The following is a 23,553-nucleotide window of genomic DNA, read 5'->3' as shown; positions in this document are numbered from 1 at the left end:
GGCACCCGCCCCATTCCGCTCCCATCAGTACATACGTCCAACGTTCATCAGGAGGTGGGCATCATCAGCCGACGCAGGGAACCGACGGTGGTCCGGAATTCGCCCCGAGGCCGGGTGCTCACACTCACGGCCGCATTCACGCTCGGCGCGCTTCTCGTCGGCGGCCTGGTGTTCGCCGGAACCCGGGCGAGTTCGACCGAGCGGACGGCCGACCGGATTCGCGTCGAGGCCGCCCAGCGGGACAAGGCCCAGATCAAGACCCTGACCGAGCTGGCCCGTACGACCCGCGACCGGCTCGTCCCTGTGCTCGAGGGCCTGGACCGGGCCATGCCCGCTGACGACAGCACCCGACCCACTACGGTGACCTCCGCCGACGTCGCGGATTGGCGGCGTGCGGCCACCGCAGCAGTCGAGGCCTTCGCCGACCCACCCTCCGGCGAGACCGCTACCAACGTGGCGAGGTCGAGCCTTGCCTCCGCCGTACGCCAGATCGCCACCACCGTCGACACATACGCGACCTCGCGGGCACTGACCGGTTCCACCCGCGAGACCGTGGTGGCACTCGCCGTACGGCAGCGCGCCGACGCGATCTTCACCTGGTCGACCGGGGCCACGGCGCTCGACGCCGCGAACACCGACGCCGGCCTCGGACACCAGCACGTGTTCTTGCCGGCAGCCCCCGGCAGCGGAGCACTCACCCCCGACGACGAACCCGAAGGGAGCCACGGACCATGAAGATGACACGGAGGCACGCCATGACGACTGCCCTGTTCACCGGGCTCGTCCTGCTGCTCGGCGCACCGGCGGCGTCCGCCCATAGCGGCCCGATCAAGCTGGAAGTGAGCGGGGACGGCAGCCACGACATCAACGTGCTGGTCACCTGGAAAAAGGACGGCCATCCGGTCAGAGACATCGTCGCGGCGACGTTGGTCGCAACCTCCACCGACGGCCGTTCCTTCGGTCCGGTCCGGCTCAACTCGGCGCCCGAAGGCCAGAACCTCTACCACTCCGCCCAGCCGCTGCCGAGCGGCCAGTGGCGTGTCACGGTGACCACGACCAAGCCCGCCAAGGCGCAAGCGACGGTGGACGTGACGGCGCGAGACATCGCCGCACCCAAGAAAGCGGCAGCCGTGCCAGACCGTGGGAACCCGATCGGCATGGCACTCAAGATCGGCGTCATCGCCGTCGTGGCGGCTGTCGGCGTCGCGGCCTGGAGGCGCTTGGGTCATCGCAAGCGCCCTTGAGTGGGCGATGCCGGAGCCGTTGCTGCCGCCGGGCGATCGCAGCCCGATTCCTGACCTGCGGCGACTGGTGAACAGCGTGATGTGGCGGTTCCGTACGGGCAGTCCGTGGCGGGACATGCCCGAGCAGTGGTGGGCAGTCACGCAAGGGCTCGCGACCGCGGAGAGTCCGCGGCCCCGAGCCCGTTGGCGACGCCCGGCCCCCAGTCTCAGTCCGCGACCATCACCGGGTCACGCGGAGCGGCAAAACGGAGCAGCAGACGCGATTCTTCCTCGCCTTCCTCCGGCGCTGGCGAGTTCAGCGTCCTTGGCGGCGTTCTTGGGCTCCGGCCCTGAGGTGACGTCACGCTGGAGCCAATCCGGACCGGGATCGGGTGGCCAGTCTGCGGGCCCGGGGGCCGGCCGGGCTGTGCGGTGCGGCCGCGGGCCCGGGGCCGGAACCCTATCGGCCCCGGGTCGTGTCTGGAGACAGGACCCCTGTGGAACGGTGCGATCGGCTTCAGCTGCGGCGTGCCGGCAGTACCTGCAGGGTGTCGCCGACCGGGCGCTCACCGGTCGTGTCGGAGGTGATGTTGACGAGCCGTCCGTCCACCGCCATCGCGGAGGAGCCGCCGCCGTCCAGGTTGAGCGCCTGCACCGCGCCCAGGGAGCGCATGAAGTGCGCGGCCTCGGCCAGCGTGAAGCCCTCGCTGACACCGGGCTGCCTGCCGTCCACGGTGGCCAGGATCAGTCGGCCCTGGCGGTCGATGCCGGCCATGGTGCGGGGCTGACGCGCATTCGACCAATGCGTATCCGAACGACAGGTCCAGCGGGTCGAGGGTGCCCTCGGCGGCTGCGTCGATGTGGATCCGCCCGTCCTCCACCAGCGTCGGAGCTGCGCTGACGATGCTGTCACCGGGGCCGAGCTCGACCTTCCGGCCGTGGGTGTCCCGGACGACGTCCTTCAGCTTGATCTTCTTACCAAGATCCGCGTGGCTCGACAGCCAGTCGGCGGCCGCGCCGATGCCCTGGAGCACCGAGCCGCCGGCCGGGACCGTGCCGCCTCGGGCGCCGACCGAGACCACCCGGTCGGCGGCGTCCAGCACCACCTGGGTGCCGCTGCCGCTGGGCAGTGCGGCCCCGAACTGCGCAGTGAACTTCACCAGGTCGTCGTCGACCCGGCAGGTGAGGTCCTGGCGGGGCTGCTCGGTGGGGATCGCCCCGGGCCGACCGCAGTTGCGGACCTGGCCTGGTACGCGGTTGATCCCCTGCACCTGGAAGGCGGCGGCCCCCGCCCGCGCGGTGACCGTGGTGGTGAGGTCGGCGATGCGGGCGTTCCGACCGCCGTTCTCCAGGATCAGCGCGGCGCGGCTGCCGGCGGCCATGGACTGCAGCTCACCGTCGTAGGCGGCGACCCCGGCCGAGGTGCCCTGCACGCCGTCGGCGTCGGAGGTGATGAAGAAGCCTGCGTTGACACCGATCAGGGAGCCCAGTCCGGCGGCGACCGACGAGGTCGTCTCACGCTGTGCCACGTTGCCGTGGTGGGTGCCCTCGACCGTGCCCTGGAAGCGGTGCGGGTCGACGACTGCGACGTGGACGCTCTCGCGGTCGGCCGGCTGCTCGGCGTCGTAGCCGGTCCAGTCCACCGCGGTCCGGAACCCGGCCGCGGTGAGTGCCTTGCCCGCGCTCGACGCCGCGGCCTGGGTCGGATACGAACCCACCCGCAGCCGCCAGCCCATGGCGCCGCGCAGGGTGTCCGCGTAGTCCGGCCACACCACCTCCTCCAGCTGCGGCGCGAAGCCGGCGTCGCGCAGCCGCTGCGTGGTGGCCTCGGCCCAGGAGCGGTCACCCACCGGGGCCCAAGAGGCGGCCCCGGTCAGCCGGTTGACAGCGGCTGCCTGGACGGTGACGGTCCAGGTCGGCGCGGCGTCCGCATGCCGCAGGACGCCCGTGCGTACCTCGACCCCGGGTGCGACAGTCTGCGTGGTCCACTGCGCCGTGGAGGAGTCGGCGGCGGCAGCGGCCGTTGCCGGAGCGGCGGCCTGGGCCACTCCGGAGACCGTCCAGGGGGTGACGGCGGTCAGCACGAGGGCGGTGGCCAGCGCCGCTCGAGCGCGCATGCCCCGGCGGGTGCGCCAGGTCCCGCTCGCACGTGTTCCGACTGTGTTGCCCATGGAACCCTCACTCACTCGATCTCCGGGAGGGCCGACTGCGCGCTCGCACCGGCCGATCAACGGACGCAGTCCAGCCGAGCCCGGCGACCTGTTCGGTACGGAGAAGAGACGACACAGGCATACATGCGTGAATGATCGGAGGTGCCGACACCCCAGGAGACGCCGTCACAAGAGCCTTCCTGGCCCGCTGTTCGCTCCTCACACCGCCGACAGCCGGGGCGCACTCGATCTCCCAGGGCGGGCACTTCAACTCGGCCGCGATGACGAGGCGCTCGCGTGGGCGGACAGGCGTAAGGCGATGGGTCCGGTGGGTTGGAGCAGGGCGCGGTCGAAGGTGTGCAGGCCGGTCGCGGAGGTCATCTCACGTTGCGGGGGTTGGTGTGGGGGCCTTCTTCGCCGTAGCGGCAGGAGTTGTCGAGTTCCTGCTCGGTGTAGGTGACCGGTTCGTCGTCGGGCGGCGTTCCGGTCCGTACGACGGGCCGGCCGGACCAGAGCTCCAGTGCCTCACACGCCGGCCATTGGTGTACTGCGGCAGTGACGTCGCCAGCAACAGCGGCGTCGATGCGGCGCGCGAAGTCGGCGCGTCGACGCCTGTGGTGGCGGCCGAGCCGTAGGAGTGTTCCTCGGTGTGTGCCCCTGCCGGGGGGCTCCCGCCGTAGCGGGGCCCAGGCTCCGGCGGTGCTGGGCGTGGATCTGCGGCAACAGTGCAGCGGTGATCAATCACCCTGTCTTCGTGGTGGTGGTTTCGCTCTCGCCGCCCAGTCGGTTGATTTCCGGGCTGTACAGGATCCGCTGCTCGATCGCTCCGGGGCGGGTGACGGCGAGCATGGCGCGGCCGATGTGTTCGGTGGTCGTGGTGTGACGGGGGGCGAGGCGGTGCAGCAGCGGGTAGAGCCAGGAGGTGAGGCCGTAGAGCACGCGGTACCTCGGCGTTCTGGAGACTGCTCCGTGGCGGGGGCGGATATAGGCGGGGCGGAACATGTACGCGTCCATCGGCAGGCCAGCAGGGCGTTCTCGGTGAGCGGGTGTTGCTCAGGGAAAGCACGAACTCAGGTCACGACCACCTGCGCCGCATCGCCCTGACGTTGGCGAGGTCGGTGAAGGCCGGGTTGGCCTTAGCAGTGTCACGCATGGTGGCCACGACATTCCAGCCGCGCTTGGCGTACTCGAAGGTGATCGCCTCGCCCATGCCGGTGTGCACTTCGTTCGACCGCATCTACGGCACAGGATGCTTCTGCGAACCCACCTTCCACTCCTTGCCCCACGTCCTGCGCGTTGCCGCCCGTCCGGACGGGCTTCACTAGGCACTGACCGGCAAGGTGCGAAGACATCCCCCGCGCCGGTGTGGAGCGCCGACCGAGCCGCCATGGGGCGGGGTGACCACGACCCCGACCATGAGGCCGACCACGCCTCCGCCCGCGCCCAGCCTTGCCCACGGCTGGTCAGCTGGCTTCTTTCCAGAGGTGCGGTGATGGGAGCGGAGTCCGCGTAGGCCTTCAGGCCGCGGGCGTCGGCAAACCGGTGCCGGTCGTTCCCTGGCCGGAGCAACCCTGGAACGAGGTCCACTGCCAGTGTCGGCCGATAGCGTCGAGTCATGTCACGGCGGAGGCGGGTGAGGCGGGGCGGGGCTGGCTGTCGCGTCGGCCGGTTCAGGTGCCGGGCCGCCCCGCGGACGCCCAGGCGGCGTATTCCTGGCGGACGTAGCGGCGGCAGCTGGGGCCGAGCGTGATCGTGTCGGGTCGGTACGGCCCGGCCACCAGGTCGGGACGGCGGCGGTCGTGCCGCAGGAGCTGTTCGGCGGTCTGTGCGGCGGCGCCGGCCGGGCCGGGGCCAGGGCTTTCCAGGGCCATACGGTCCATGAGGGCTGCCCGGCGCAGCAGCCAGGCGCGTTCGGCGACCGCGGCGTCGACCGGCGGGCCGGTGACGGTCCTGGCCTGGCGGCCGTCGCGCTCGGCTCCGAGGGCAAGCAACTGGTGCATTTCGCGGCGCAGGTCGGGCGCGTTCGCGTACGCCTCGTGCGGGGGCGGGGCGTCGACGGCCTCGCCGGTGTTCGGGGTGACGTCCTCCTTCGATGCGGCGGGGCGGGCGCCGCAGCGTGTGCACAGCACCGTGTCGTGGTCCAGATCGCCGCGGTCCAGGTTGCCATGGTCGAGGACCGGTGGGTTCGCCAGGGACCGCACGGGTCCCCGGACCGGGGTTGGACAGACATCGATGGGGCACGGCTTGTGGGTCGCGAGGGCCCACTCGCGGGGGTCGTCGGGTGATCCTGCGCCGCGGCGGCCGCCGGTGGCCGGCAGCCGACGCATTGCCGCGGTGCGGGGCCCGGCAAGGGGCGGCGGCTCGCACGGAAAACCGAGGCCGGTCATGCCGAGCACCTCAGGCAGGCGCGGACTTCGCGGCCGCTGCGCGTCTGGTGGACCTCGGTCGACTGTGCGAGGTACTGGACGATGCCGGTGCCGCGGCCGTGCTCGTCCGGGGCGATGTCGGGGCGACGGCGCTCCACGGCCGTTCCGGAGTCACTGACCACGATGTTCAGGGTGCCGCGGTCGAGGACGAGCTGCAGGGTCATGTGCTCGCGGCCGTACTGGGCGGCGTTGGCTGCGAGTTCGTCGACGATGAGAACGGCGGACTCGCGCTCGCTCTCGGGAACACACCAGGTCTCCAGCAGATCGGCCGCGAGGTGACGAGCGGCGGAGACGTGCGCCTCCTGCGCGGGCAGGGCGAGCAGTGCCTCGTGGCGGCAACGCCGGGAGATCGGTGGGCTCGGGCGGGGGGAATCGGTTACGAACATGGTCTTCTGACTCTTCTGTGCATGTGCGGAGACCGGAACGTGGAGACTGCCAACGCATTCGAAGGGCAGTCGGTATGCCGGATCCTGCATCGGAGCGTTCATTCAGTTCCACGGACGGCACATGCCGAACGGTTCGAGTAATTTGCTCCTTTTGCTCCACTTCTTGTTGGTCAGGTCAAGACCGGGGAGCGTGGACGTTCCAGCTGCGCACTCACGCGTCAAGTCGGCCAAGGAATGGCCTTCTTCGCGGGGGCGACGGCGAGGGCGACCGGTCCCACTGGTTCGGCAACCGCAAGGGGAGCGGACCGGAGTCCCGTGAACGACCGTGGTCCGGTGCGCCAGGAGTCCGCCCGGTTCAGGGTCGGGCGGACTCCTGGCGATCTCACGCTCGGATCGTGACCAGCCTCTGACCGTTGCCGGCGACGATCTCGAAGTGCTCGATGGCGCCCGGAGACATGGGGACCGCCCCGGGGACCGTGGTGCCGGGAGGGTACTCGCCCGCCCGCCAGGTGGCGCCGTCCGCCCTGACCCCGCCGGACCCGACCGCCTGCAGCCGGCAGGTGATCCCGGCGGGCGCCCCCTTGGCGGTGGCCTGCAGGACGCTGCCCCAGGCAGAGGGTGAGACCTTCACCGAAGCGGTGACGCCGGTGGTGGGATCGTGTCCGGAGAAGGTGCGTGACGGAGCCGGGATGGTCGGTCCGGGCGGCCTCGCCTCACTGACCACGGACCCGATGGTCGCCAGCCAGGTGCCGCCGACCGCTCCCGCGAGGAGCATCAGGGAGGCGGCGGCGCCCGCCAGTTGCAGCCGCCACGTCTTGCGGCGCCGGGCCGCGGCCTGCTGCAGCAGCTTCTCCAGCACCCCCGCCTCGCGTGCCTGCGGCGCCCCAGCCGTGGTGGGCCGCGCGGGCGGAGAGCCCTGCGCGCTCTCGGCTGCCCGCGTCACCAGCCGATCGGCCAGCTCCGCGTCGGCAACCGGCACCGTCTGACCTGCGGCTTCGGTCGCGGTCAGCGTCGCCAGCAGCGCGGGCAGCCCCGCCAGCTGTGTGTGTTCCGCCTGACACTCGGCGCATCCCGTGAGGTGGTCGCGCACCTGTTCCATCTCCGCCGGGGGCAGCGCGCCCAGGACGTATCCTCCCAGCGCCAGCCGGAGGGCGTCGTGCTCAGCGCTCATGGTCGCCACCTCCTGCATGGCATGGTCATGACTCGATGCCCCGCTCCAGCAGCGCCAGCCTGAGGGCGTGCAGGGCGTAGTACGTTCGCGACTTCACGGTGCCCAGCGGGATGCCCAGCACCCGTGCGGCCTCCGCCATGGTCCGTCCCCGGTAGTAGGTCTCCAGCAGGACCGCGCGGTGGTCCGGGGACAGCGTCCGGAGGGCGTCGGCAACTGCCCAGCTCTGCAGTGCCTGCTCGATCTCGTCCTCGCCCGGTGTCTGCTCGGCGGCTCGCTCCAGCGCCTCGCCGCCGGCCTCGGCCGGCCTGGCCTGCCGGGCCCGGTGGGTGTCGATGACCAGGTGCCGGGCGACCGTGCACAGCCATGCCCGGGCCGGGCCGCGTGCGGGGTCGAACGCGGCGGGGTGCTGCCAGGCCCGGAGCAGTGTCTCCTGCACGACATCCTCCGCCCATTGCCGATCTCCTGAGGTCAGCCGAAGCGCGTAGTGGAACAGGGGTCCCGCGTGCTCGGCATACAGGGTGCGCAGCAGTTCCTCGTCCGTGGTCGAAAGGGCCCCTTTACCAGAGACACGGTTCGCGGAGCGATCCGGATCGGTCCTTGGGCCACGTTTTCGGGAACTCCAGGGCATAACACGATCATTATGCACATTCACTGCTTTGTCTTGTGATGCAGTGCACCGAAGTGGTGACTTTCTGTACGCATCGCCAGGGCTGCGTGTGCGGAACGCCGGAGGGTCGGCCGATCTGTAGCGGCCCAAAGAAAGTGTCGCGAAAAGTGCGTATCGACCGAACCGTACGACCCCGCCGCCCGTGGAGTCAGACGAGAGCCGACATACACGGCATTTCTCGCCCATATCCCCAAGCCGTTCTCGGCCCGCGGACGGGATCTGCCCTACGCCGCCTGCGCCTTCGCCTCGTTTGCGCGCACTCGGCAGACGCATCCCGCGCCTCAACCTGATCGTGAGGAACGAACATCATGTACCCGCACCTTCGTACACCAGGCCGGCGATCACGCGCTGCGGCTGGGCTTGCCGTCGCCGCCGTCGCCACCCTCGGCGCGCTGGGACTCCTGAGCGCATGCGGCCAGTCGTCGCACTCCTCGTCCACCGGTGCCGGCACCATCACGCCGGGACAGGGCCAGCACCAGACGGCTGGCATGCCCGGTGCCGCCGGACCGGGAAAGGCGGCGGGCTCCGCTCCCGGCGCCTCGCCCATGCCCAGCATGCGTATGCCCATGAGCCCCCCGAGCAGCAGTACGCCGGCCGCACCGGTGTCGGGGAACGTCGTTGCGATCAAGAACTTCGCGTTCGCCCCGGCCGCGTTGAAGGTCAAGGCTGGCACGACGGTGACCTGGACCAATCAGGACACCGACGCCCACACCGTGACCAGCGCCGGATCGGGTGGCCCGTTGCGTTCGGCCGCCCTGTCCACTCACGCCACCTACCGCTACACGTTCACCAAGCCCGGCACCTACCACTACCTCTGCACCATCCATCCGTTCATGACCGCCACCGTGGAGGTGACCTGATGACCGAGTACCGCGACCCTCACCAAGGAGCACCGCTGGGTGACACCGAGTTGCCCGCCCGCGAACACGGCATGTCCCGGCGCCAACTCCTTCGGCACGCGGGGTGGTTCGGCGGGGCCGTGGTGCTGACCGTGGCCAGTGGCGAGGTGATCAGCCACATCGCCGACCGGCGCGGAATCGTCGGAACCGCTGCCGGAACCGCGGCTGCGGGAGCCGGCGCGGCGGGGAGCGGAGCACTGCGGTTCGTGCAGGTCTCCGACAGCCACATCGGCTTCCAGGGGCCGGCGAACATGGACGTGGCCGGCTCCTTCTCCGAGGCGATCCACCAGGTCGACTCGCTCGGTTTCCGGCCCGACTTCGTCATGCACAGCGGCGATCTGACCCACCTCTCCACACCCTCGCAGTTCGACCAGGTCAGGCAGATGATGACCGGTATGCGGACCGACCGCGTCTTCACCGTGCCCGGCGAGCACGACTCCATCGGCGACGCGGGACGCGCCTACCGGAAGACCTTCGGCAAGGGCACGCTCGGCGACGGCTGGTACAGCTTCGACACCCACGGCGTGCACTTCATCGCCCTGGTCAACACCCTGAGCCTGGAAAAACTCGGCCATCTCGGCAACGAGCAGATCGAGTTCGTCCGCAGGGACCTCACGGGACTGTCGCCGGACACACCCATCGTGGTCTTCAGCCACATCCCGCTGTTCGCCATGTACCCGCAGTGGGGCTGGAGCACGGACGACGCGTTGCGCGTCATCGCGCTCCTGCGCCGCTTCTCCTCCGTGACCTGTCTCAACGGGCATGTCCACCAACTGTTCACCAAGACGGAGGGCAACATCACCTTCCACTCGGCCACCACCACGGCCTATCCGCTGCCGAAGCCCGGACGGGCCCCCGCACCGACTCCGCAGGTCGTGCCCGCCCGGCAGCTCAAGGACGCGCTCGGCATCCGCACCGTGGACTACCGGCAGGGCGACCGGGAGCTGGCGATCAAGGACGAGAGGCTGACATGACCCTCGGAAGACTCCTCGCCCCGGCCGTGCGCATCGCGATCGCCGCCACGCTCGCCGGGAGCGGGTACATCCACGCCCGCCTCTACGTCGATGAGTACCGCTTCATCCACGTCGTGGGCCCCCTGTTCCTGCTCCAGGCGAGTGTCTCCTTCGTGGTCGCCGCGCTGCTGCTGATCGGGATGCCGCCGCTGCTGAAGCTCGCCGCCGCGGGGGTGGCGCTGGGCGCCCTCGGCGGCTTCGCCGCCTCCCGCACCGTGGGCGTGTTCGGATTCACCGAACACGGCCTGCAGCCCGCCCCGCAGGCCCTGCTCAGCATCTTGGCCGAAACCGGCACCCTGCTGCTCCTCGCCATGTGGCAGGCAATCGTGACCAGGCGACACCGCGCTGCCCGGCCTCCCCTCAGGGCACCCGTCTGGGACCAGGCCACCACCCGCACACCACCAAAGTGACGAACCAAGGAGATCTCCCCCATGCCACCGCAACTGCGACGAGCAACCGCCGGTCTGAGTCCGCGCCTGCGCGCACTGAGGGACACCGTGCGCGCCGTACTCGGCCTTGACGACGACACCGCCGTCGTCATCCGCCAATTCACGTACACCGAGCCCGGCCACCCACCACTGGAAACCGTCGTCACCGTGCTGCCCATGGACGGCGAGGCCCACCGCTGGACACTCCACCGCCCCGCCGACCAAATCACCGAGCACGACCTACGGGCCGCCCTGCTCCACCACCGGCGGAACTGACCGGAACTGTGCCGTCGCCCGGCAGTGTGCAGTACAAGGGTGTTGACCGTGCAACCATCCACCGTCACCCGTGACACTCCGGTCTCGTGTCGCGCTGTACGTAGTGACCCCGGTCGGGGTCAGGCGCCTGCACTCCAGGGGGGAGGCTCGCGGGTGCCAACGTGCAGGGGCAGGCCAGCTCCCCCCCGTGGCAGGTCTGCCCCTGCTCGCAAGGCCGGTCTGGGCGGCCAACACGTGGCAGGGCGCCCAGACCTCTTCGGTGGGCGGGGTGACAAGGGGCCGCTCTTCAGTCTCGCGGCAGCCCGCCGGTGTAGTCGCCCGCAGGCCGGACCGGCCTACCTACCCTTCGCGTCAGCGCGCCCATGGTCGCGCCTGCTCACGCCGTGCCGTCCGGCGACGTGAACGTGCGCGCCCGCCTTCACCGTCCGATCGACGCCCGCCGCGGCGATGGCGCTGCGGCCGGTCGGCTTCGGCCAGTCATCAATCCCAATCGCATGGATCACACCATCTTCAGCTGCCTCCACCGCTCAGGGGAATGCCCGCGCGACCTGCCGCGTTGCGGGACACGTGGTGATGAAGGGGTGGTGGCCCCGGACCTCATCCTCTGCCCAGGCGCGGTCCCGCAGGGGGCGGGGCGAGTCGGGAATGCAGCGAAGGGTTCCGTTGTTGGGGGGAGCAGTGACTGACATGCTCGGGTCAATTGCCTGGGGTGTCGGTGAAGGAGGACCTCATGGCACGCAGCACCATGCGCCCCGTCGTCAAGCTGAAGTCGACGGCAGGGACCGGCGTCACCTACGTGACCCGCAAGAACCGTCTCAACGACCCCGACCGGCTCGTCCTGCGCAAGTACGACCAGGTGGCCGGCAAGCACGTCCCGTTCCGCGAAGAACGCTGAGCCGAGCCGCCGCCCGGCGGCCGGCCAGGAGGAGGAAAACCCCATGAGGCCTGGTATCCACCCCGTCAGCCGCCCGGTCGTCTTCCGCGACCGTGCCGCGGACGTCGCGTTTCTGACCCGTTCGACCGCGCACTCGAGCCGCACGATCGAGTGGGAGGACGGCAACACCTACCCGCTGATCGACGTGGACATCTCGTCGGGCAGCCACCCCTTCTACACCGGTACCTCGCGCGTCGTGGACACGGAGGGCCGGGTGGAGCGTTTCGAGCGGCGCTACGGCCGCGAGGCCTCGGCCCGCGGTTGACCGCCGTCCGGTGCCCGAGCAAGGGGAGCCGGAGCAAGAGGAGGAGACAGTCATGAAGGTGCGCAAGTCCCTGCGCTCCCTGAAGGCCAAGCCGGGCGCTCAGGTGGTGCGCCGCCGGGGAGTGACCTTCGTCGTCAACAAGAAGAACCCCCGTTTCAAGGCGCGCCAGGGCTGACGCCGCGAGCGTGACGGCGCTGGCGCTCGACGACGCGATCGTCCTGCGCGCCGCGCCGCGCCGCGCAGCGAGCCGGGCCCCGGGTGGTCGTGGCCGGTGCCGGATTCCTCGGCACCGAGGTCGCCGCGGCCGCTCGGGCCATGGGCCTGGAGGTGACCGTGGCCGAGCCGGAACCCGTCCCGGTGCGGCGCTCGCTCGGGGACCGAATCGGTGCGGCGCTCGCTCGGGGACCGAATCGGTGCGCTCGTCGCCGAACTGGGCCGAGGCGGCTGCTGTGCTGGGAGACGTCGGCCAGGACCACGCACGGCGGCCGGTGTGGCCGTGGCGGCAGGGCATCTTCGACATCTTCGCCGAATGCGAAGTGGGCTTCCTACGGATGCCCACCCGCGAGAGCGTGGCCGTCGTCAGAGCGAAGGGCAAGCAGCCGTGCCGGACGTCGAACTGGCCGGCCCCGTACCAGCGGACTTCAGAGGTGCTGGGCGTGGACCAGGAAAGGTGGTGTCCTGCTCATGTACCAACCGTCGCAGCGGGGCCCGACGAGGTCCGACGGCCAGCCTGCTGTCTCCACGGCGGCGTCGTAGACCGCGTCACCGAACGTGACGATGGCCTGGTGCGGGTCGGCTGTCTCCCTGAGCGCGGCCCACGGCAGCAGAACCAGACCGGCATCAGGATGCCAGGCCGCGCCGTCGACCCTCCACGACCGGGCTTCGAGGCCGTCCGGTTGGGGCCAGATATAGGCGTACATACCCACATTCGGCGACTCAGGGCTGCCGAAGGAGAATCCAACCGACACATACGCCTCGACTTGGGCGTTCTGCTGGAACGCCGGACCGTGGGCCGGCGGCACAGTGGGCTGCGCACGGTACCGCGTGGCGGACAGGTCGAAGCCACCCCACATCACGCCGACCCGGGGACGGTGACCCTGGAAGGGCGCCTGCCACGCCTCGAGCCCGGCGGCGGCGAGGTTCAGCGCAGTCCAGATCAGCCAAGCCGCTTCGCGATCCCAGTGGCGTTCGACACGATCTTCTCCGAAGGTCGCCGGGGCATCGGGAATCTCGCAGATCAACGAACTGCCCGGTCTGTGAATACCCAGTTCGCCCACCGCACTGCAGAACGACGCGTAGAACGAAGCCAGTGATCCGTCGGACAACGGCACGGTCCGTGAGCCCGAGTCCGTCTCGATGACCACGTCGCCATCGAGCAGGCGGTAATGCACGGTGAAGGTCACATCCAGCTTCCGGAGCGTCGGCGTCCTGAGTCCACGGGGCGTGACATCGAGGACGATGTTTCCCCAGCCGACTTCGAAAGGTTCGTCGAGGGTGTACTTGCCTGCAACCTGCACCAACCGGTTCACGTAAGCGACCATGGGAGCCAGGTCCTCGTAGACCAGCACTGGCCACGCGTGGAGAGGCATGCTCACGACGAACCTCCCAGCCTGTCGATGCGAACGGCGGGTCGCCCCGGAGAACACCGCAATGCCATCGGTACTCATTCTCCTGCGCCGACCAAGATTTCTCCTGCTCGGAGGTGCCACCCGTCCGCACCCTGCGTCAAGGGCTCACCCGCCGAGGCTGTGCTGAAGCCCGTCCAGCAGGAGGATGAGCAGGCGCTTGTGCTGGTCGCGGTCGGTCGATGCGAGTGCGACCCACAGCGCCGTCGCCGCCCGGCTGTCGACGTTCTTCCAGTACAGCCCGTAGGGCGAGCGCCTGTCCCAGGTCAAGCAGAACACCGACGGCACGACCGAGGACACCTACTACAGCTACAACGGCCACACCGATGTCGAGGTGCTGACCGGCAAGGACGTTGATACCAAGGCCACTTACGGCTACACCGCCTACGGAAGCGACGACACCTCCGAGTTCACTGGCATCGACAAGCCCGACGCCCAGAATCCCACCAAGGGGAGCCGCAACGCCAAGCCCGCCCGCGATCACGCAGCCCGATCCGTCCGTGCCGGCCGGCCTGCCCTGGTGCTCCATGCGTGCGATGAGGGGGCTCTCGAGGCGGACCGCTCAGGGGACCGGTCGCCCCGGGTCGGGTCCCGGTTGACGATCAATACCGGCTTCCCTGCCTGGGCCGCCTGGCGGACGAACCTGAGCCCGGACATCACCGTCAGTGAGGAGCCCAGGACCAGCAGTGAGGCCGCTTCACGGACCAGGTTGCGGCAGTGCTCGACCCGCCGCGGCGGAACCGCTTCGCCGAAGAACACCACGTCCGGTTTGAGGATGCCGCCGCAGATCGTGCAGGGCACCACGCGGAAATCCCCGACCTGCTCGTCGGTGAGGTCGGCGTCACCGTCCGGGTTGATTCCGGCGGCCACCGGCTCGAAGCCCACGTTGGCCTCCTCCAGCCGCCGGGCGAGTTCGCGGCGCGGGCTGAAAGCGCCCAGGAAAGGCAGACGACCCGGTCCAGGCTTCCGTGGAGTTCCACGACGCCCCCACTGCCGGCGGCCTGGTGCAGACCGTCGACGTTCTGGGTGATCACACCCGAGAGCAGGCCGTGCCGCCCGAACGCGGCCACGGCCCGGTGCCCGGCGTTGGGGCGGGCGCGACCGAAGGTGCGCCATCCGAGGTGGCTGCGCGCCCAGTACCGGCGCCGGGCTCGGGCGCTGGCGGTGAAGTCCTGGTAGGTCATCGGGGTGTGCCGGCTCAGGCTCCCGCCCTCGCCCCGGTAGTCGGGGATGCCCGACTCCGTGGAGAGGCCCGCCCCGCTGAGCACCAGTACACCGCCGGTGCTCAGCGCATCGGCGACCGGCTCCAGATCCGTGGTGCCCGGCGGCAGGTCCTCGGCAGGGGTCCAGCTCACAGTGGGGCGCATGCGCATACCCGCCAGGGTACGGAACAGGCTGCCGGCACCCGCTTCCGCCGTCGATGGCGTCGTTGGCTCGGATGTTGCCCTGCACGATCCGCGGTCGGGGGAGCGGTGCCCTCCGGTTCGGGCCGCGGTACCTTCTGCGGTGCTCGGCCGGTGGGGGCGTGGGCCGGCTTGGCGGCTCCACCCCCCTGCTGCTTGTGCTGCGTGTCCTGCCCTGCGCAATCGGTGCGCATCGCAATTGCACAGGAAAGGACAGGGCAGGGCGGGGCGCCTTCATACAGACCACGGCGGACCCGGCCTATCCCGGCCGGGTCACCTCCGTCGTCATGCTCACCATGGTAGGTCTCGCCCCCTCAGCTACCCGCTGGTCGGCGCTGCCATCGGAGCCTGGGGCGCCGCCCCGGTGTTCGTCGGCTGCGGCATCTTCGCCAGCCTGGGCGTGGTCATCGCCTTGGCCTCCGACGCGGTGCGGCACGCCGAACTGCCCCGGCAGCGTCCAGGCGTGACTACCTGAGCAACCCAACCGCAGCCCAGTGACCAGCCCTCAGCAACCCGTGCCACCGGTTGGGGCAAGTTGGCCGAAGGACGACCGATGAGTTTCTCCGTGAGCCACAGTCATAGATCATGGTTGGTGCGCGGCAGCCGCGAGTGTGGTCAAAACGTGCACCGAACAAATCTGCTGATAACCGGACATGAGACACCGAGGACTTAGATGCGTACTTTGATCAGCACCGCTTTCATCTCGCTCGACGGCGTCGTGGAGGCCCCGGGCGGCGAGCCCGGTTACCGGAACGCCGGGTGGACCTTCAGGGACATCGAGTTCCTGCCCGAGGCATTCGACATCAAGGGTCGGGAGCAGAAGGAGGCCACCGCGATGCTGATGGGCCGGACCAGTTACGAGGCGTTCAGCCCGGTGTGGCCAGACATGGAGGACTTCGCCGACTACAAGGTGATGCCGAAGTACGTCGTCTCCACCACCCTGACCGAGGACAACCTGGTGTCGAACTGGGGCGAGACGACGATCCTGCGCTCGCTCGACGACGTCGCCGCGGTGAAGGAGACCCAGGGCGGCCCGATCATCGTCCATGGCAGCGCCTCCCTGAACCAGGCCCTTTCGGACGCCGGCCTGATCGACCGTTACCACCTGCTCGTCTTCCCGCTCCTGCTCGGCGCGGGCAAGCGTCTCTTCAGCACCACGGACAAGGACACCCAGAAGCTGAAGCTCGTCGAGCACGAGGTCTACGCCAACGGTCTGCAGAAGAACGTCTTCGACGTCGTCCGCTGACCAACGCTCCGGCCCTCGCCGTCCGTTGCGTCGCCGGACGTGGCACTTGCCGGAAGGACCTGTTTGGCGAGCGTTGGATCAGCGCGCTGACCAGAGGAAGATGCCCGCGATGTGGAGGCGGGTCTCCATGTCTCGTGCGGTCCAGTTGCGGATCGGGTCTGGGACGGCGGCCAGGAACTGGTCGATCGCTTCTAGGTAGCGGGTGCAGTGGCCGGGTGCGTGGCTGAGGGTGATGCCCAGAGTGCGCAGTCCGCTGTGGGCTCGTCGGTCGTGGATGGCCATGCGGTCCGGTGCGGCTGTCGTGAGCGCGGCGGAGGCGAGGGCGTCGCCGGTGCGGAAGCCTGGTAATGAGGCGAGGGCTGCTCGGCCGGCTTGTGCTGCCGCGCTGCGGCTGAGGGGGGCCCGAGCGGCGGTTGTGGCTGCGGCTGCAACCGCGGTATGCGTTGTCCGCCCAGCAGGTGATGCCAGTCCGCCCCACCCACACAGGATGCGGCGTTACCAGGACGCGAGATTCGCGTCTGACAGCAATGGACGCCGCATCTGCTACCAACAGCAGCGCGATTAACATCACTAATCGATGCAACTTGTGAGCATAAAATAAAGTTGGTATGTAATTCCCGGTATCCAGGATCCATGGCGTGGGCAGCCATGACGCTCGGCCGTATCTGCAGCCGCGGGGCCGCTGCATCGCCCCCGACTTGATCGGCATGGGTGATTCCGACGAGTTACCCGACAGCGGACCCGGCTCGTATCGCTTCGACGAGCACTGGCGCTACTCGACGCCTTGCTGGATGCTCTGGACGTGCACGAGCGCGTCACGCTCGTCGTCCATGACTGGGGCTCGGCCCTCGGCTTCGACTGGGCCAACCGCCACCGCGAGGCGGTGAAGGGTATCGCCTACATGGAGGCGATCGTGCGGCCGCAGGCCTGGGACCACTGGGACACGATGGGAAAGCGCTCGCTCTTGCACGCGCTGCGCTCCGAGGCCGGCGAGGCGATGGTCCTGCGGGACAACCTCTTCGTCGAGCAGGTGCTGCCGCAGGCCGTCCTGCGCACCCTCTCAGCCGAGGAAATGACGGCGTACCGAAGGCCGTTCGCCGAGCCAGGGGAGGGGCGACGGCCGACACTGACGTGGCCCCGGGAGATCCCCATCGAGGGCGAGCCTGCCGATGTGGCTGCGATCGCGGCCGCCTACGCGGACTGGCTGGCTACGAGCGATGTACCCAAGCTGTTCCTGAAAGCCGAGCCAGGTGCAATCCTCGCCAGCGACTGGCTGCTCGACTTCGTCCGCAGTTGGCCGGCGCGGACCGAGGTGACAGTGGCAGGGATCCATTTCGTCCAGGAAGACTCGCCGGACGAGATCGGGCAGGCCGTCGCCGACTGGATGGGGTCGTTGGACTGACGGGGCCGTGCAGGTCACGATGGCATGACGCCGTGTCTCAGATGCCCTGCGGTCAACGGCAGTTGCTCCATCCACGAGGCGGACATGGCCCGCGGTTGATTCCATGCAGGCCCTACTCACCTTGCCCATGGCCACGCTCAGCGTCAGCGCCTGCAAAGGGCGCCGATCGACCGGTCCTGGCCGTCGGCGGCCACCAGAGTCAGGCTGACGCTGGCCATCGAGTCGGCCATCGTGTGCCCGACCGTCCGGCGCGCGAAGTCCTTGAAGAACGTCTTGGTAGCGCCGCCCAGACCATTCAGGAGGGCGGCGCGGCGGCCGTGGGTCCGGCGATTCAGCCCTGGAGGGAAGCGAGCCAGGCGGTCAGCAGGCGGTTGACCTCCTCGGGGCGCTCCTGCTGGATCCAGTGCCCGCAGCCGTCCAGGATGTGGGTGGAGGCCAGGCCGGGGAGGGTGGCTGGGTAGGCGTCGATCGCGTCGGCCATCCAGGTCGTGGAGGCGTCCAGGGCGCCGCCGATGAACAGGGACGGCTGCTTGATCGGGGCGCCGCCGTACTGGGCGAGGTCCTCCCAGTCGCGGTCCATGTTGCGGTAGCGGTTGAGGGCCCCGGTCATGCCGGTGCGCTCGAACTCCCCGGCGTACACGTCGAGGTCGTCCTCGGTCAGCCAGGCGGGCAGTTTGCCGTCGGGGAAGCGGTCGCGCAGCCGGCCGCCGGCGCGGGCCACAAAGTGCGGGTCGGGCTCGCCCTGGGCGGGCATGGTGTCGGCGGACAGGGCCGCGTAGAAGCCGGCGAGCCAGCCCCGGACGTCGGGCTCCATCTCCGCTTCGGCCCGGCCGGGCTCCTGGAAGTACGAGACGTAGAACTCCTGCTCGCCGCCCATCTGTGCGAAGACGTCGGTGGGGCGGGGGCCGCCGGGCGGGGCGTAGGGGACGCTCAGCAGTCCGACGGCGCGGAAGACCTCGGGGTGGAGCAGGGCGGAGGCCGCTGCGATGTTGGAGCCCCAGTCGTGCCCTACGACCACCGCCCTCTCCTCGCCCAGGGCGCGCACCAGGGCGACGTTGTCCTCCACTAGGTCGAGCATCCGGTAGGCGTCCGTCGCGGCCGGCTTGGAGGAGCGGCCGTAGCCGCGCACGTCGAGCGCCACGGCCCGGTACCCCGCCGCCGCGAGGGCCGGGAGCTGGCGGCGCCAGGAGTACCAGGACTCGGGGAAGCCGTGGACGAGCAGGACCAGCGGTCCGGTGCCCTGCTCGACCAGGTGCAGGCGCCCGGCGGGTGCCTCGATGGTGCGGTGGCGCAGGTCGGCGGACGGGGCGGGCTGGTGCATGGCTTCTCCTCGGTTCACGGGCGGCCGCGGTTACCCACCGATCATGCGGCGCGGCGGCCGCCCGACGCGAGTACCCTTGCCATCCTGGCAAACTTGCAGGACAGGGCGGTGGAGGCGGCACGGCCGGAGGGAGCGGGGCGACGGTGACGGACGACGGCATAGCCGACACGCTGGCGGCCATGGGCCCCCGGCTGCGGACCGCGCGCGAGCAGCGCGGCGCCACACTCACCGACGTCAGCCGAGCGACCGGCATCTCGCTGAGCACGCTGTCGCGGATCGAGACCGGCCGGCGCAAGCCGACCCTGGAGGTGCTGCTGCCGCTCGCGAAGGCATACGAGATCTCCCTGGATGAGCTGGCCGGCATCACACCCGTTGCTGCGGCCGGACCGCGCACCCCGATGCCGCAGCGTCCCGGCAACGACAAGGCGGTGTTGCCGCTGACCCGGTACGTGGGGGGCCTGCACGCCCACAAGCACGTCCTGCCCGCCGTCGACGCGCCGCCGGCGCGGCCGCGGCAGGTCTCCCACGACGGGTACGAATGGCTGTGCGTCCTGTACGGGCGGCTGTGGCTGGCGCTCGGCGAGCAGGACCTCGTCCTGAGCGCCGGGGACGTCGCCGAGTTCGACACCCGCACCGCCCACGGAGTCGCGAACGCGGGACCCGGCGGACCGGTCGAATACCTGATCATGTTCGGGCCGCAGGGAGAGCGCCTACGACCGCGAACCCCTCCAGCCCTCGGCCGGGCCCGGTAGTGCGGAGCACAGCGTCCGGGCCCCCGCGACGGTGCCTGCGGCTTCACGCCTCGGCGGCGTCCGTATCGCGCAGCGGGCGCAGGCTGCCGGGCATCTCGGGCAGCAGGAAGGAGTGCCGGCCGAGCATGTTGGACGAGCGCGGCCAGCCACGTCTCGCCCTGCAGCGCGAGCTCCTCCAGAGCACAGCGCAGCGTCTCGGCTACCAGTTCAGCCCGATTGAGGCATGGCACCGCTGCCAGCACATGAGTGGAATCCGTTCGGCTCCGTCCTCGCCGCTTGACCAGCCCGGCCTCCGCGAGCCGGTCCACGATCAGCGCCTTCGCGTACTCGGTAACGGCGGCTTGGACGGTGCGGGCGATGTCGCGTCAGGCGCGCCACGCGTTCTCGTACGTTGCGGTCTGCAATTCGCTCCACGGCTGGCGGGTGGGCGGCCACCCTGCTGTGACGGCGCCGCCGGGTGCCGTAGCACGGATGCGATGCGTGCTGGTCACCGACAGGCTGGGCGAGACACATCCGATTCCCTGCTGGGACGAAGTGCCCTGGCGGTTACGGCCTGGTCTGCGGGTGATGGTGGCCCGCAACGGGGTTCGGCTGTACGGGGTTGGTCTGGCATGCGCAATGACCCTGTGGTGCGAGACGAGTTCGGATCCGGCCCCGCTGAGCCGGTGGCCGCCTGCTTCCTGGACGGCGGCCGACGCGAGGACCACGCGGGAGCGGACTGTCCCTGGTGCCGATCATTGCAACGAGCCGAAGAGGTGGCTGCCGTCGGTCGGCGAATCGATCTGCCCGCCGCGCCAGAAGGTCAAGGCCCGTAGAGAAGGAAGCCGCAGGACTCGGCCCGCGGGGACCGCGCGGCCGTGAAAAGGAAGCGCACACAGAACGGAGTTAGATCATGCAGACTTTCACCGCGTCAGCCGATCGAGTGTGGGACCGTGCCGCGGAGCATGACTTCCTGCTGGCCCCGCCCACTTCTGCAGCCCGCACTGCTTGCCGCGTCGATCCTCGTGACCTGCGGCGGCTGGACCTCCTTGCGGCGCTGACCGCGGCGGGGATCGCCCCCTGGCCAGGAGACCGGGAGGCGATTGAGGAGCTCAGTGCACTGCCCGACAGCGTGCACGAAGCCCTGCACCGCTGGTTCAGCTCCGGCAGGTGACGCGCGGGACGCTCCCGTAAGCGCTCGGAACGTGGGTCTTTCCCCACGAGAACTCCGGGAAGGCAAGTCCGCGTCCGCGCCGAGCTGCAGACGTCTGAGTGGCAGGCCCGTTCTGCGGTCCGTTCCCGAGTGGAGGTCTCGGCGACGGTCGAACTCCGGCCCACTGACGGCGAACTCACGCGGCCAAAGTGGGTCACGGTTGACCCGACGCCGACAGGAGGGCACGGCCAGCGAGTTCGTTCACGGATACGGCGTGCGCCGCTGCCGCACACGCCCTGCCGTGGGGGAAGCGGCAGGTTCGCGCCCGGATCCTGCGGGAGCATGCGACGACCGAAGGCCGGTTCACCTTGGCCAAGCTGATTGCTCAATAAGCGGAGTGCTCAACGGGGCACTGCTGATCGTGACCGGAGCACCGCACGGTACCCCGGGTGTTCCGCAGGTGTGCACCGTGACGCCAAACGCCTGACTGGCGGCGGGAATGCGAAGCTGGCCGCAGTACCGGGCAGCTTCGCATTCCCGCCGCCACCGCCCGCAACCGGTCACCCGAACGGAGTCCGGCTCATCGTTACTGAAGTCATTGGGTCGTTCGCGGGAGTCGGGAGCGGCGGGACCGTCAAGGAGTCACGAGCGGGCGTCGGGCGTCCTCGTCGGCGGGGCGGCCATTCCGGCCCTCCCTGCCGGAGCCGCCCATGACCGCGACGACGGGAGGAGTTGCCCGCACTGCTACCACATGTTCCATGTCCCTTACCCGTCGCCGGGGGAGGGGGCGGCGACCGTAGCGAGTCCGGCGAAGTCGGCGATCACCAGCATCTGGTACTCGAAGTACTCCCGCCGTTCCTCGATCAAGTCGTCGAGCCGCCCGAAGACCTCGAAGCTGACCAGGCCGAACAGCTGGGTCCACAGCGTGAAAGCGGTGGCGATGACCACCTCGGGTGCCGGTTCGGTCCACGTGGGCTTCGGCATGGGGCTCTGGTCCAGCCGCCGACGCAACTCCGCGCGGATCGCGGCGGGCAGCGGCCGGGGCGCTGCCGGGCGCAGCCCGTGCCCGGCAGCGTCGAACAGAATGCCGATCAGGGCCATCACGACCTCTGATGCCGGCCCTGTGGTTTCCGGCGGAGCCTCGTAGCTCGGTACCGGACTGCCGTAGATCAGGGCGTATTCGGCAGGGTGGTCCAGGGCCCACGAGCGCACCCCGTGGCCGAGTGCCAGGAGCCGGGCCGTCAGGTCGTGGCGAGGTATGGCGGCTTCCGAGGCCTTCGCGGCCGCTGCGAGCGCCGCATAGGCGTCCGTGATCAGCGCGGTCAGCAACGCATCGCGGTTCGGGAAGTAACGGTAGAGCGCCGAGGGGACCAGCCCGACGTCCCTCGCCACGGCCCGCAGAGACAGGTTCGCGCCGTCCGCGGCCAGGTGCCGCTTGGCGATCGCGCGGATCTCCTCGGCAATCTCGGCACGGACCCGCGCCCGCAGTGATGGCATCGACATGACTGCATTCTCGCACGGTGAGGAGAACGGTCGACCGAAGAATGAACAGTGTTCTTGACAGGCGGTCCGCCCGTGGTGCAAATAGATTGAGAGAACAGTGTTCTCTCAAGAGAACGCCATACACACATCCGGGGTCATCTCATGTCTCTGCACGTCATCGTCGGTGCCGGGCCGGTCGGGTCAGCCACCGCTCGCCTGCTCGCCGACCAAGGGGAACAGGTCCGCGTGGTGACGCGGCGCGGTACCGGCCCCGACCACCCGGCCGTCGAGCGGGTGGCCGCCGATGCGACCGACGCCTCGGCGCTCGGCCGGCTCTGTGCGGGCGCGACCGTGCTCTACAACTGTGCCGGCCCGCCCTACCACCGGTGGCCCGTCGAGTGGCCGCCGCTGGCGGCGGCCTTCCTCGAAGCCGCCCGTACCAGCGGCGCTGTGCTGGTGAGCGCGGGCAACCTCTACGGCTACGGTCCGGTGACCGGCGCCATGACCGAGCGGCACCCGCTGTTGGCGACCGGCGCGAAGGGCCGTGTCCGGGCTCAGATGTGGGCCGACGCGCTCGCCGCGTACGAAGCCGGCCACGTCCGCACCACGGAGGTCCGTTCCTCGGACTACCTCGGGGCCGGTACCCAGTCGCTGCTCACCATGGCTGTCCTGCCCAAGGCGCTGGCGGGAGTGCGCGTGAGTGTGCCCGCGGCCTTGGACGCGCCGCACAGTTGGACCTACGTCGGCGACGTGGCGCGCACACTGGTCGCCGTCGCGGCGGACGAAAACGCGTGGGGTCGCGCCTGGCACGCGCCGACCGCCGCGCCGGTCTCCATCCGCGACATCATCACCCGCGCCTGTGCACTGGCCGACGCGCCCCCGCCGCGGTTGTCCACCATGCCCGCGGCAGTGCTCTGGCTCGGCGGACTGGGCAATCCGGTCATTCGCGAACTCCGCGAGACCCAGTACCAGTTCCGCAAGCCGTTCGTGGTGGATTCCTCCGCCGCGACCGAGGCCTTCGGAATAGAGCCCGCCCCGCTCGATGTCTCGCTGGAGGAGACCATCGCTACATGCTCCGGGGAAGACCGGTGAGGCGCGCGCTCTCGTTCCAGAGCCGGTCGCAGCGTTCGACGTCGGTGGTGTGCGGCGCGGTCTCGACTTCCCGGCGCTTGACGAGGAACCGGCCGGTGACGCCCTCGACGTCCGCCGACGTGGCCAGCCACGTCGGCGTGCCGGCTCCGGTGTCGGGGCCCGGCGGGAGCGGGCTCAGCATCGAGCTCCTGTGCGCGTGCGTGGTCGACGAACGCCTCGTCTGGCGAGACGTGGTAGCGCTCGACGTAGTGGACGAGGTC

Annotated in this window: 28 protein-coding genes and 3 pseudogenes; 17 read left to right on the top strand and 14 right to left on the bottom strand. The window is 70.0% G+C overall.

Annotated elements, in window-relative coordinates:
* The first annotated feature begins 87 nt into the window (after positions 1 to 87).
* The 3 genes and pseudogenes from ABZ818_RS27665 to ABZ818_RS27655 form a co-directional block, all read left to right on the top strand.
* Positions 88 to 735, top strand: coding sequence for a hypothetical protein (locus ABZ818_RS27665; RefSeq protein WP_361420082.1), 648 nt, complete (start codon positions 88 to 90; stop codon positions 733 to 735).
* 20 nt (positions 736 to 755) lie between these two features.
* Positions 756 to 1,244, top strand: coding sequence for a hypothetical protein (locus ABZ818_RS27660; RefSeq protein ID WP_361420079.1), 489 nt, complete (start codon positions 756 to 758; stop codon positions 1,242 to 1,244).
* Between the two features lie 7 nt (positions 1,245 to 1,251).
* Positions 1,252 to 1,362: pseudogene (locus ABZ818_RS27655) on the top strand (IS5/IS1182 family transposase); the annotation flags it as partial.
* Between the two features lie 378 nt (positions 1,363 to 1,740).
* Here the strand turns inward: ABZ818_RS27655 and ABZ818_RS27650 are convergent.
* The 7 genes from ABZ818_RS27650 to ABZ818_RS27620 form a co-directional block, all read right to left on the bottom strand.
* A complete protein-coding gene (locus ABZ818_RS27650) occupies positions 1,741 to 1,998 on the bottom strand; it encodes a phosphodiester glycosidase family protein (protein ID WP_361420076.1) in 258 nt (85 codons plus the stop codon).
* Positions 1,999 to 4,114: 2,116 nt separating this feature from the next.
* The gene (locus tag ABZ818_RS27645) at positions 4,115 to 4,312 is read right to left on the bottom strand and encodes a hypothetical protein (RefSeq protein WP_361420073.1); all 198 of its coding nucleotides are present in this window, start codon (positions 4,310 to 4,312) and stop codon (positions 4,115 to 4,117) included.
* 136 nt (positions 4,313 to 4,448) lie between these two features.
* The gene (locus ABZ818_RS27640) at positions 4,449 to 4,610 is read right to left on the bottom strand and encodes a hypothetical protein (protein ID WP_361420070.1); all 162 of its coding nucleotides are present in this window, start codon (positions 4,608 to 4,610) and stop codon (positions 4,449 to 4,451) included.
* Positions 4,611 to 5,043: 433 nt separating this feature from the next.
* On the bottom strand, positions 5,044 to 5,574 hold the full coding sequence (locus ABZ818_RS27635) for a hypothetical protein (protein WP_361420067.1): 531 nt from the start codon (positions 5,572 to 5,574) through the stop codon (positions 5,044 to 5,046).
* Between the two features lie 182 nt (positions 5,575 to 5,756).
* The gene (locus ABZ818_RS27630) at positions 5,757 to 6,185 is read right to left on the bottom strand and encodes an ATP-binding protein (protein ID WP_361420064.1); all 429 of its coding nucleotides are present in this window, start codon (positions 6,183 to 6,185) and stop codon (positions 5,757 to 5,759) included.
* Between the two features lie 382 nt (positions 6,186 to 6,567).
* On the bottom strand, positions 6,568 to 7,356 hold the full coding sequence (locus tag ABZ818_RS27625; protein ID WP_361420061.1) for a zf-HC2 domain-containing protein: 789 nt from the start codon (positions 7,354 to 7,356) through the stop codon (positions 6,568 to 6,570).
* 25 nt (positions 7,357 to 7,381) lie between these two features.
* Positions 7,382 to 7,984, bottom strand: a complete 603-nt coding sequence (locus ABZ818_RS27620; RefSeq protein ID WP_361420058.1) for a sigma-70 family RNA polymerase sigma factor — start codon at positions 7,982 to 7,984, stop codon at positions 7,382 to 7,384.
* Positions 7,985 to 8,589: 605 nt separating this feature from the next.
* Between ABZ818_RS27620 and ABZ818_RS27615 the strand changes: the two genes are divergently transcribed.
* From ABZ818_RS27615 to ABZ818_RS27580, 8 genes are all read left to right on the top strand, one after another.
* Entirely contained in the window at positions 8,590 to 8,883 is a 294-nt protein-coding gene (locus tag ABZ818_RS27615) for a plastocyanin/azurin family copper-binding protein (RefSeq protein WP_361420055.1), read from the top strand.
* Positions 8,883 to 9,896 carry a metallophosphoesterase gene (locus ABZ818_RS27610; protein ID WP_361420052.1) on the top strand — a complete coding sequence of 338 codons (1,014 nt, stop codon included), beginning with the start codon at positions 8,883 to 8,885 and terminating at the stop codon, positions 9,894 to 9,896. Before ABZ818_RS27615 ends, ABZ818_RS27610 begins: the two co-directional genes overlap by 1 nt.
* Complete coding sequence (locus tag ABZ818_RS27605) at positions 9,893 to 10,345, top strand: hypothetical protein (protein ID WP_361420049.1); 453 nt, start codon at positions 9,893 to 9,895, stop codon at positions 10,343 to 10,345. Before ABZ818_RS27610 ends, ABZ818_RS27605 begins: the two co-directional genes overlap by 4 nt.
* A gap of 21 nt (positions 10,346 to 10,366) precedes the next feature.
* The gene (locus ABZ818_RS27600; RefSeq protein WP_361420046.1) at positions 10,367 to 10,639 is read left to right on the top strand and encodes a hypothetical protein; all 273 of its coding nucleotides are present in this window, start codon (positions 10,367 to 10,369) and stop codon (positions 10,637 to 10,639) included.
* Positions 10,640 to 11,369: 730 nt separating this feature from the next.
* Positions 11,370 to 11,534: a 50S ribosomal protein L33 gene (gene rpmG, locus ABZ818_RS27595; RefSeq protein WP_141365795.1), complete on the top strand. Its 165-nt coding sequence runs from the start codon at positions 11,370 to 11,372 to the stop codon at positions 11,532 to 11,534.
* 43 nt (positions 11,535 to 11,577) lie between these two features.
* The gene (locus ABZ818_RS27590; RefSeq protein ID WP_361420042.1) at positions 11,578 to 11,838 is read left to right on the top strand and encodes a type B 50S ribosomal protein L31; all 261 of its coding nucleotides are present in this window, start codon (positions 11,578 to 11,580) and stop codon (positions 11,836 to 11,838) included.
* Positions 11,839 to 11,890: 52 nt separating this feature from the next.
* Positions 11,891 to 12,013: a type B 50S ribosomal protein L36 gene (ykgO, locus tag ABZ818_RS27585; RefSeq protein ID WP_141365801.1), complete on the top strand. Its 123-nt coding sequence runs from the start codon at positions 11,891 to 11,893 to the stop codon at positions 12,011 to 12,013.
* An 83-nt stretch (positions 12,014 to 12,096) separates the two neighbouring features.
* Entirely contained in the window at positions 12,097 to 12,594 is a 498-nt protein-coding gene (locus ABZ818_RS27580) for an FAD-dependent oxidoreductase (protein WP_361420038.1), read from the top strand.
* Here ABZ818_RS27580 and ABZ818_RS27575 read toward each other — a convergent pair.
* The 3 genes and pseudogenes from ABZ818_RS27575 to ABZ818_RS27565 all read right to left on the bottom strand — a co-directional run bounded on the left by ABZ818_RS27575 (position 12,480) and on the right by ABZ818_RS27565 (position 14,836).
* A complete protein-coding gene (locus ABZ818_RS27575; RefSeq protein WP_361420121.1) occupies positions 12,480 to 13,427 on the bottom strand; it encodes a DUF5996 family protein in 948 nt (315 codons plus the stop codon). The genes ABZ818_RS27580 and ABZ818_RS27575 overlap by 115 nt on opposite strands.
* Before the next feature lie 144 nt (positions 13,428 to 13,571).
* Positions 13,572 to 13,733, bottom strand: coding sequence for a hypothetical protein (locus ABZ818_RS27570; RefSeq protein ID WP_361420035.1), 162 nt, complete (start codon positions 13,731 to 13,733; stop codon positions 13,572 to 13,574).
* A gap of 210 nt (positions 13,734 to 13,943) precedes the next feature.
* Positions 13,944 to 14,836, bottom strand: a pseudogene (locus ABZ818_RS27565) (NAD-dependent protein deacetylase).
* Positions 14,837 to 15,102: 266 nt separating this feature from the next.
* On the opposite strand from ABZ818_RS27565, the pseudogene ABZ818_RS27560 reads away from it, so the two are divergent.
* Both ABZ818_RS27560 and ABZ818_RS27555 read left to right on the top strand, forming a co-directional pair.
* Positions 15,103 to 15,341, top strand: a pseudogene (locus ABZ818_RS27560) (MFS transporter); the annotation flags it as partial.
* Between the two features lie 198 nt (positions 15,342 to 15,539).
* Entirely contained in the window at positions 15,540 to 16,112 is a 573-nt protein-coding gene (locus ABZ818_RS27555) for a dihydrofolate reductase family protein (RefSeq protein ID WP_361420032.1), read from the top strand.
* A gap of 78 nt (positions 16,113 to 16,190) precedes the next feature.
* Here ABZ818_RS27555 and ABZ818_RS27550 read toward each other — a convergent pair whose 3' ends face one another.
* Positions 16,191 to 16,394, bottom strand: a complete 204-nt coding sequence (locus ABZ818_RS27550) for a hypothetical protein (RefSeq protein WP_361420029.1) — start codon at positions 16,392 to 16,394, stop codon at positions 16,191 to 16,193.
* 484 nt (positions 16,395 to 16,878) lie between these two features.
* On the opposite strand from ABZ818_RS27550, the gene ABZ818_RS27545 reads away from it, so the two are divergent.
* The gene (locus ABZ818_RS27545) at positions 16,879 to 17,514 is read left to right on the top strand and encodes a haloalkane dehalogenase (RefSeq protein ID WP_361420118.1); all 636 of its coding nucleotides are present in this window, start codon (positions 16,879 to 16,881) and stop codon (positions 17,512 to 17,514) included.
* 331 nt (positions 17,515 to 17,845) lie between these two features.
* Here ABZ818_RS27545 and ABZ818_RS27540 read toward each other — a convergent pair whose 3' ends face one another.
* The gene (locus ABZ818_RS27540; protein ID WP_361420026.1) at positions 17,846 to 18,835 is read right to left on the bottom strand and encodes an alpha/beta hydrolase; all 990 of its coding nucleotides are present in this window, start codon (positions 18,833 to 18,835) and stop codon (positions 17,846 to 17,848) included.
* 143 nt (positions 18,836 to 18,978) lie between these two features.
* On the opposite strand from ABZ818_RS27540, the gene ABZ818_RS27535 reads away from it, so the two are divergent.
* Together ABZ818_RS27535 and ABZ818_RS27530 are read left to right on the top strand one after the other, a co-directional pair.
* Positions 18,979 to 19,587: a helix-turn-helix transcriptional regulator gene (locus ABZ818_RS27535; protein WP_361420023.1), complete on the top strand. Its 609-nt coding sequence runs from the start codon at positions 18,979 to 18,981 to the stop codon at positions 19,585 to 19,587.
* An 892-nt stretch (positions 19,588 to 20,479) separates the two neighbouring features.
* Positions 20,480 to 20,740, top strand: a complete 261-nt coding sequence (locus tag ABZ818_RS27530) for a hypothetical protein (protein WP_361420020.1) — start codon at positions 20,480 to 20,482, stop codon at positions 20,738 to 20,740.
* Between the two features lie 744 nt (positions 20,741 to 21,484).
* On the opposite strand, the gene ABZ818_RS27525 is transcribed toward ABZ818_RS27530, so the two are convergent.
* Entirely contained in the window at positions 21,485 to 22,222 is a 738-nt protein-coding gene (locus tag ABZ818_RS27525) for a TetR/AcrR family transcriptional regulator (RefSeq protein ID WP_361420017.1), read from the bottom strand.
* A 141-nt stretch (positions 22,223 to 22,363) separates the two neighbouring features.
* Between ABZ818_RS27525 and ABZ818_RS27520 the strand changes: the two genes are divergently transcribed.
* Positions 22,364 to 23,293, top strand: a complete 930-nt coding sequence (locus tag ABZ818_RS27520) for an NAD-dependent epimerase/dehydratase family protein (RefSeq protein ID WP_361420015.1) — start codon at positions 22,364 to 22,366, stop codon at positions 23,291 to 23,293.
* Here the strand turns inward: ABZ818_RS27520 and ABZ818_RS27515 are convergent.
* Positions 23,268 to 23,474 (bottom strand): hypothetical protein, encoded by a 207-nt coding sequence (locus ABZ818_RS27515; protein ID WP_361420012.1) that lies wholly within the window; start codon positions 23,472 to 23,474, stop codon positions 23,268 to 23,270. The genes ABZ818_RS27520 and ABZ818_RS27515 overlap by 26 nt on opposite strands.
* Between the last annotated feature and the right edge of the window lie 79 nt (positions 23,475 to 23,553).

It is taken from the genome of Streptomyces sp. NPDC047453, assembly GCF_040643155.1.
Lineage (GTDB): Bacteria > Actinomycetota > Actinomycetes > Streptomycetales > Streptomycetaceae > Streptomyces.
Note: the sequence above shows the minus strand (reverse complement) of the source record. Positions and strands in the feature narration are given on the sequence as shown.

Bases quoted from the DNA above. Each gene is read 5' to 3' on its own strand.
- ABZ818_RS27660 (WP_361420079.1), top strand. From the start codon at position 756: ATGACGACTGCCCTGTTCACCGGGCTCGTCCTGCTGCTCGGCGCACCG.
- ABZ818_RS27650 (WP_361420076.1), bottom strand. From the start codon at position 1,998: ATGGCCGGCATCGACCGCCAGGGCCGACTGATCCTGGCCACCGTGGAC.
- ABZ818_RS27640 (WP_361420070.1), bottom strand. From the start codon at position 4,610: ATGCGGTCGAACGAAGTGCACACCGGCATGGGCGAGGCGATCACCTTC.
- ABZ818_RS27630 (WP_361420064.1), bottom strand. From the start codon at position 6,185: ATGTTCGTAACCGATTCCCCCCGCCCGAGCCCACCGATCTCCCGGCGT.
- ABZ818_RS27625 (WP_361420061.1), bottom strand. From the start codon at position 7,356: ATGAGCGCTGAGCACGACGCCCTCCGGCTGGCGCTGGGAGGATACGTC.
- ABZ818_RS27620 (WP_361420058.1), bottom strand. From the start codon at position 7,984: ATGCCCTGGAGTTCCCGAAAACGTGGCCCAAGGACCGATCCGGATCGC.
- ABZ818_RS27615 (WP_361420055.1), top strand. From the start codon at position 8,590: ATGAGCCCCCCGAGCAGCAGTACGCCGGCCGCACCGGTGTCGGGGAAC.
- ABZ818_RS27610 (WP_361420052.1), top strand. From the start codon at position 8,883: ATGACCGAGTACCGCGACCCTCACCAAGGAGCACCGCTGGGTGACACC.
- ABZ818_RS27605 (WP_361420049.1), top strand. From the start codon at position 9,893: ATGACCCTCGGAAGACTCCTCGCCCCGGCCGTGCGCATCGCGATCGCC.
- ABZ818_RS27600 (WP_361420046.1), top strand. From the start codon at position 10,367: ATGCCACCGCAACTGCGACGAGCAACCGCCGGTCTGAGTCCGCGCCTG.
- rpmG (WP_141365795.1), top strand. From the start codon at position 11,370: ATGGCACGCAGCACCATGCGCCCCGTCGTCAAGCTGAAGTCGACGGCA.
- ABZ818_RS27590 (WP_361420042.1), top strand. From the start codon at position 11,578: ATGAGGCCTGGTATCCACCCCGTCAGCCGCCCGGTCGTCTTCCGCGAC.
- ykgO (WP_141365801.1), top strand. From the start codon at position 11,891: ATGAAGGTGCGCAAGTCCCTGCGCTCCCTGAAGGCCAAGCCGGGCGCT.
- ABZ818_RS27575 (WP_361420121.1), bottom strand. From the start codon at position 13,427: ATGCCTCTCCACGCGTGGCCAGTGCTGGTCTACGAGGACCTGGCTCCC.
- ABZ818_RS27555 (WP_361420032.1), top strand. From the start codon at position 15,540: ATGCGTACTTTGATCAGCACCGCTTTCATCTCGCTCGACGGCGTCGTG.
- ABZ818_RS27550 (WP_361420029.1), bottom strand. From the start codon at position 16,394: ATGGCCATCCACGACCGACGAGCCCACAGCGGACTGCGCACTCTGGGC.
- ABZ818_RS27540 (WP_361420026.1), bottom strand. From the start codon at position 18,835: ATGCACCAGCCCGCCCCGTCCGCCGACCTGCGCCACCGCACCATCGAG.
- ABZ818_RS27530 (WP_361420020.1), top strand. From the start codon at position 20,480: ATGCAGACTTTCACCGCGTCAGCCGATCGAGTGTGGGACCGTGCCGCG.
- ABZ818_RS27525 (WP_361420017.1), bottom strand. From the start codon at position 22,222: ATGTCGATGCCATCACTGCGGGCGCGGGTCCGTGCCGAGATTGCCGAG.
- ABZ818_RS27520 (WP_361420015.1), top strand. From the start codon at position 22,364: ATGTCTCTGCACGTCATCGTCGGTGCCGGGCCGGTCGGGTCAGCCACC.
- ABZ818_RS27515 (WP_361420012.1), bottom strand. From the start codon at position 23,474: ATGCTGAGCCCGCTCCCGCCGGGCCCCGACACCGGAGCCGGCACGCCG.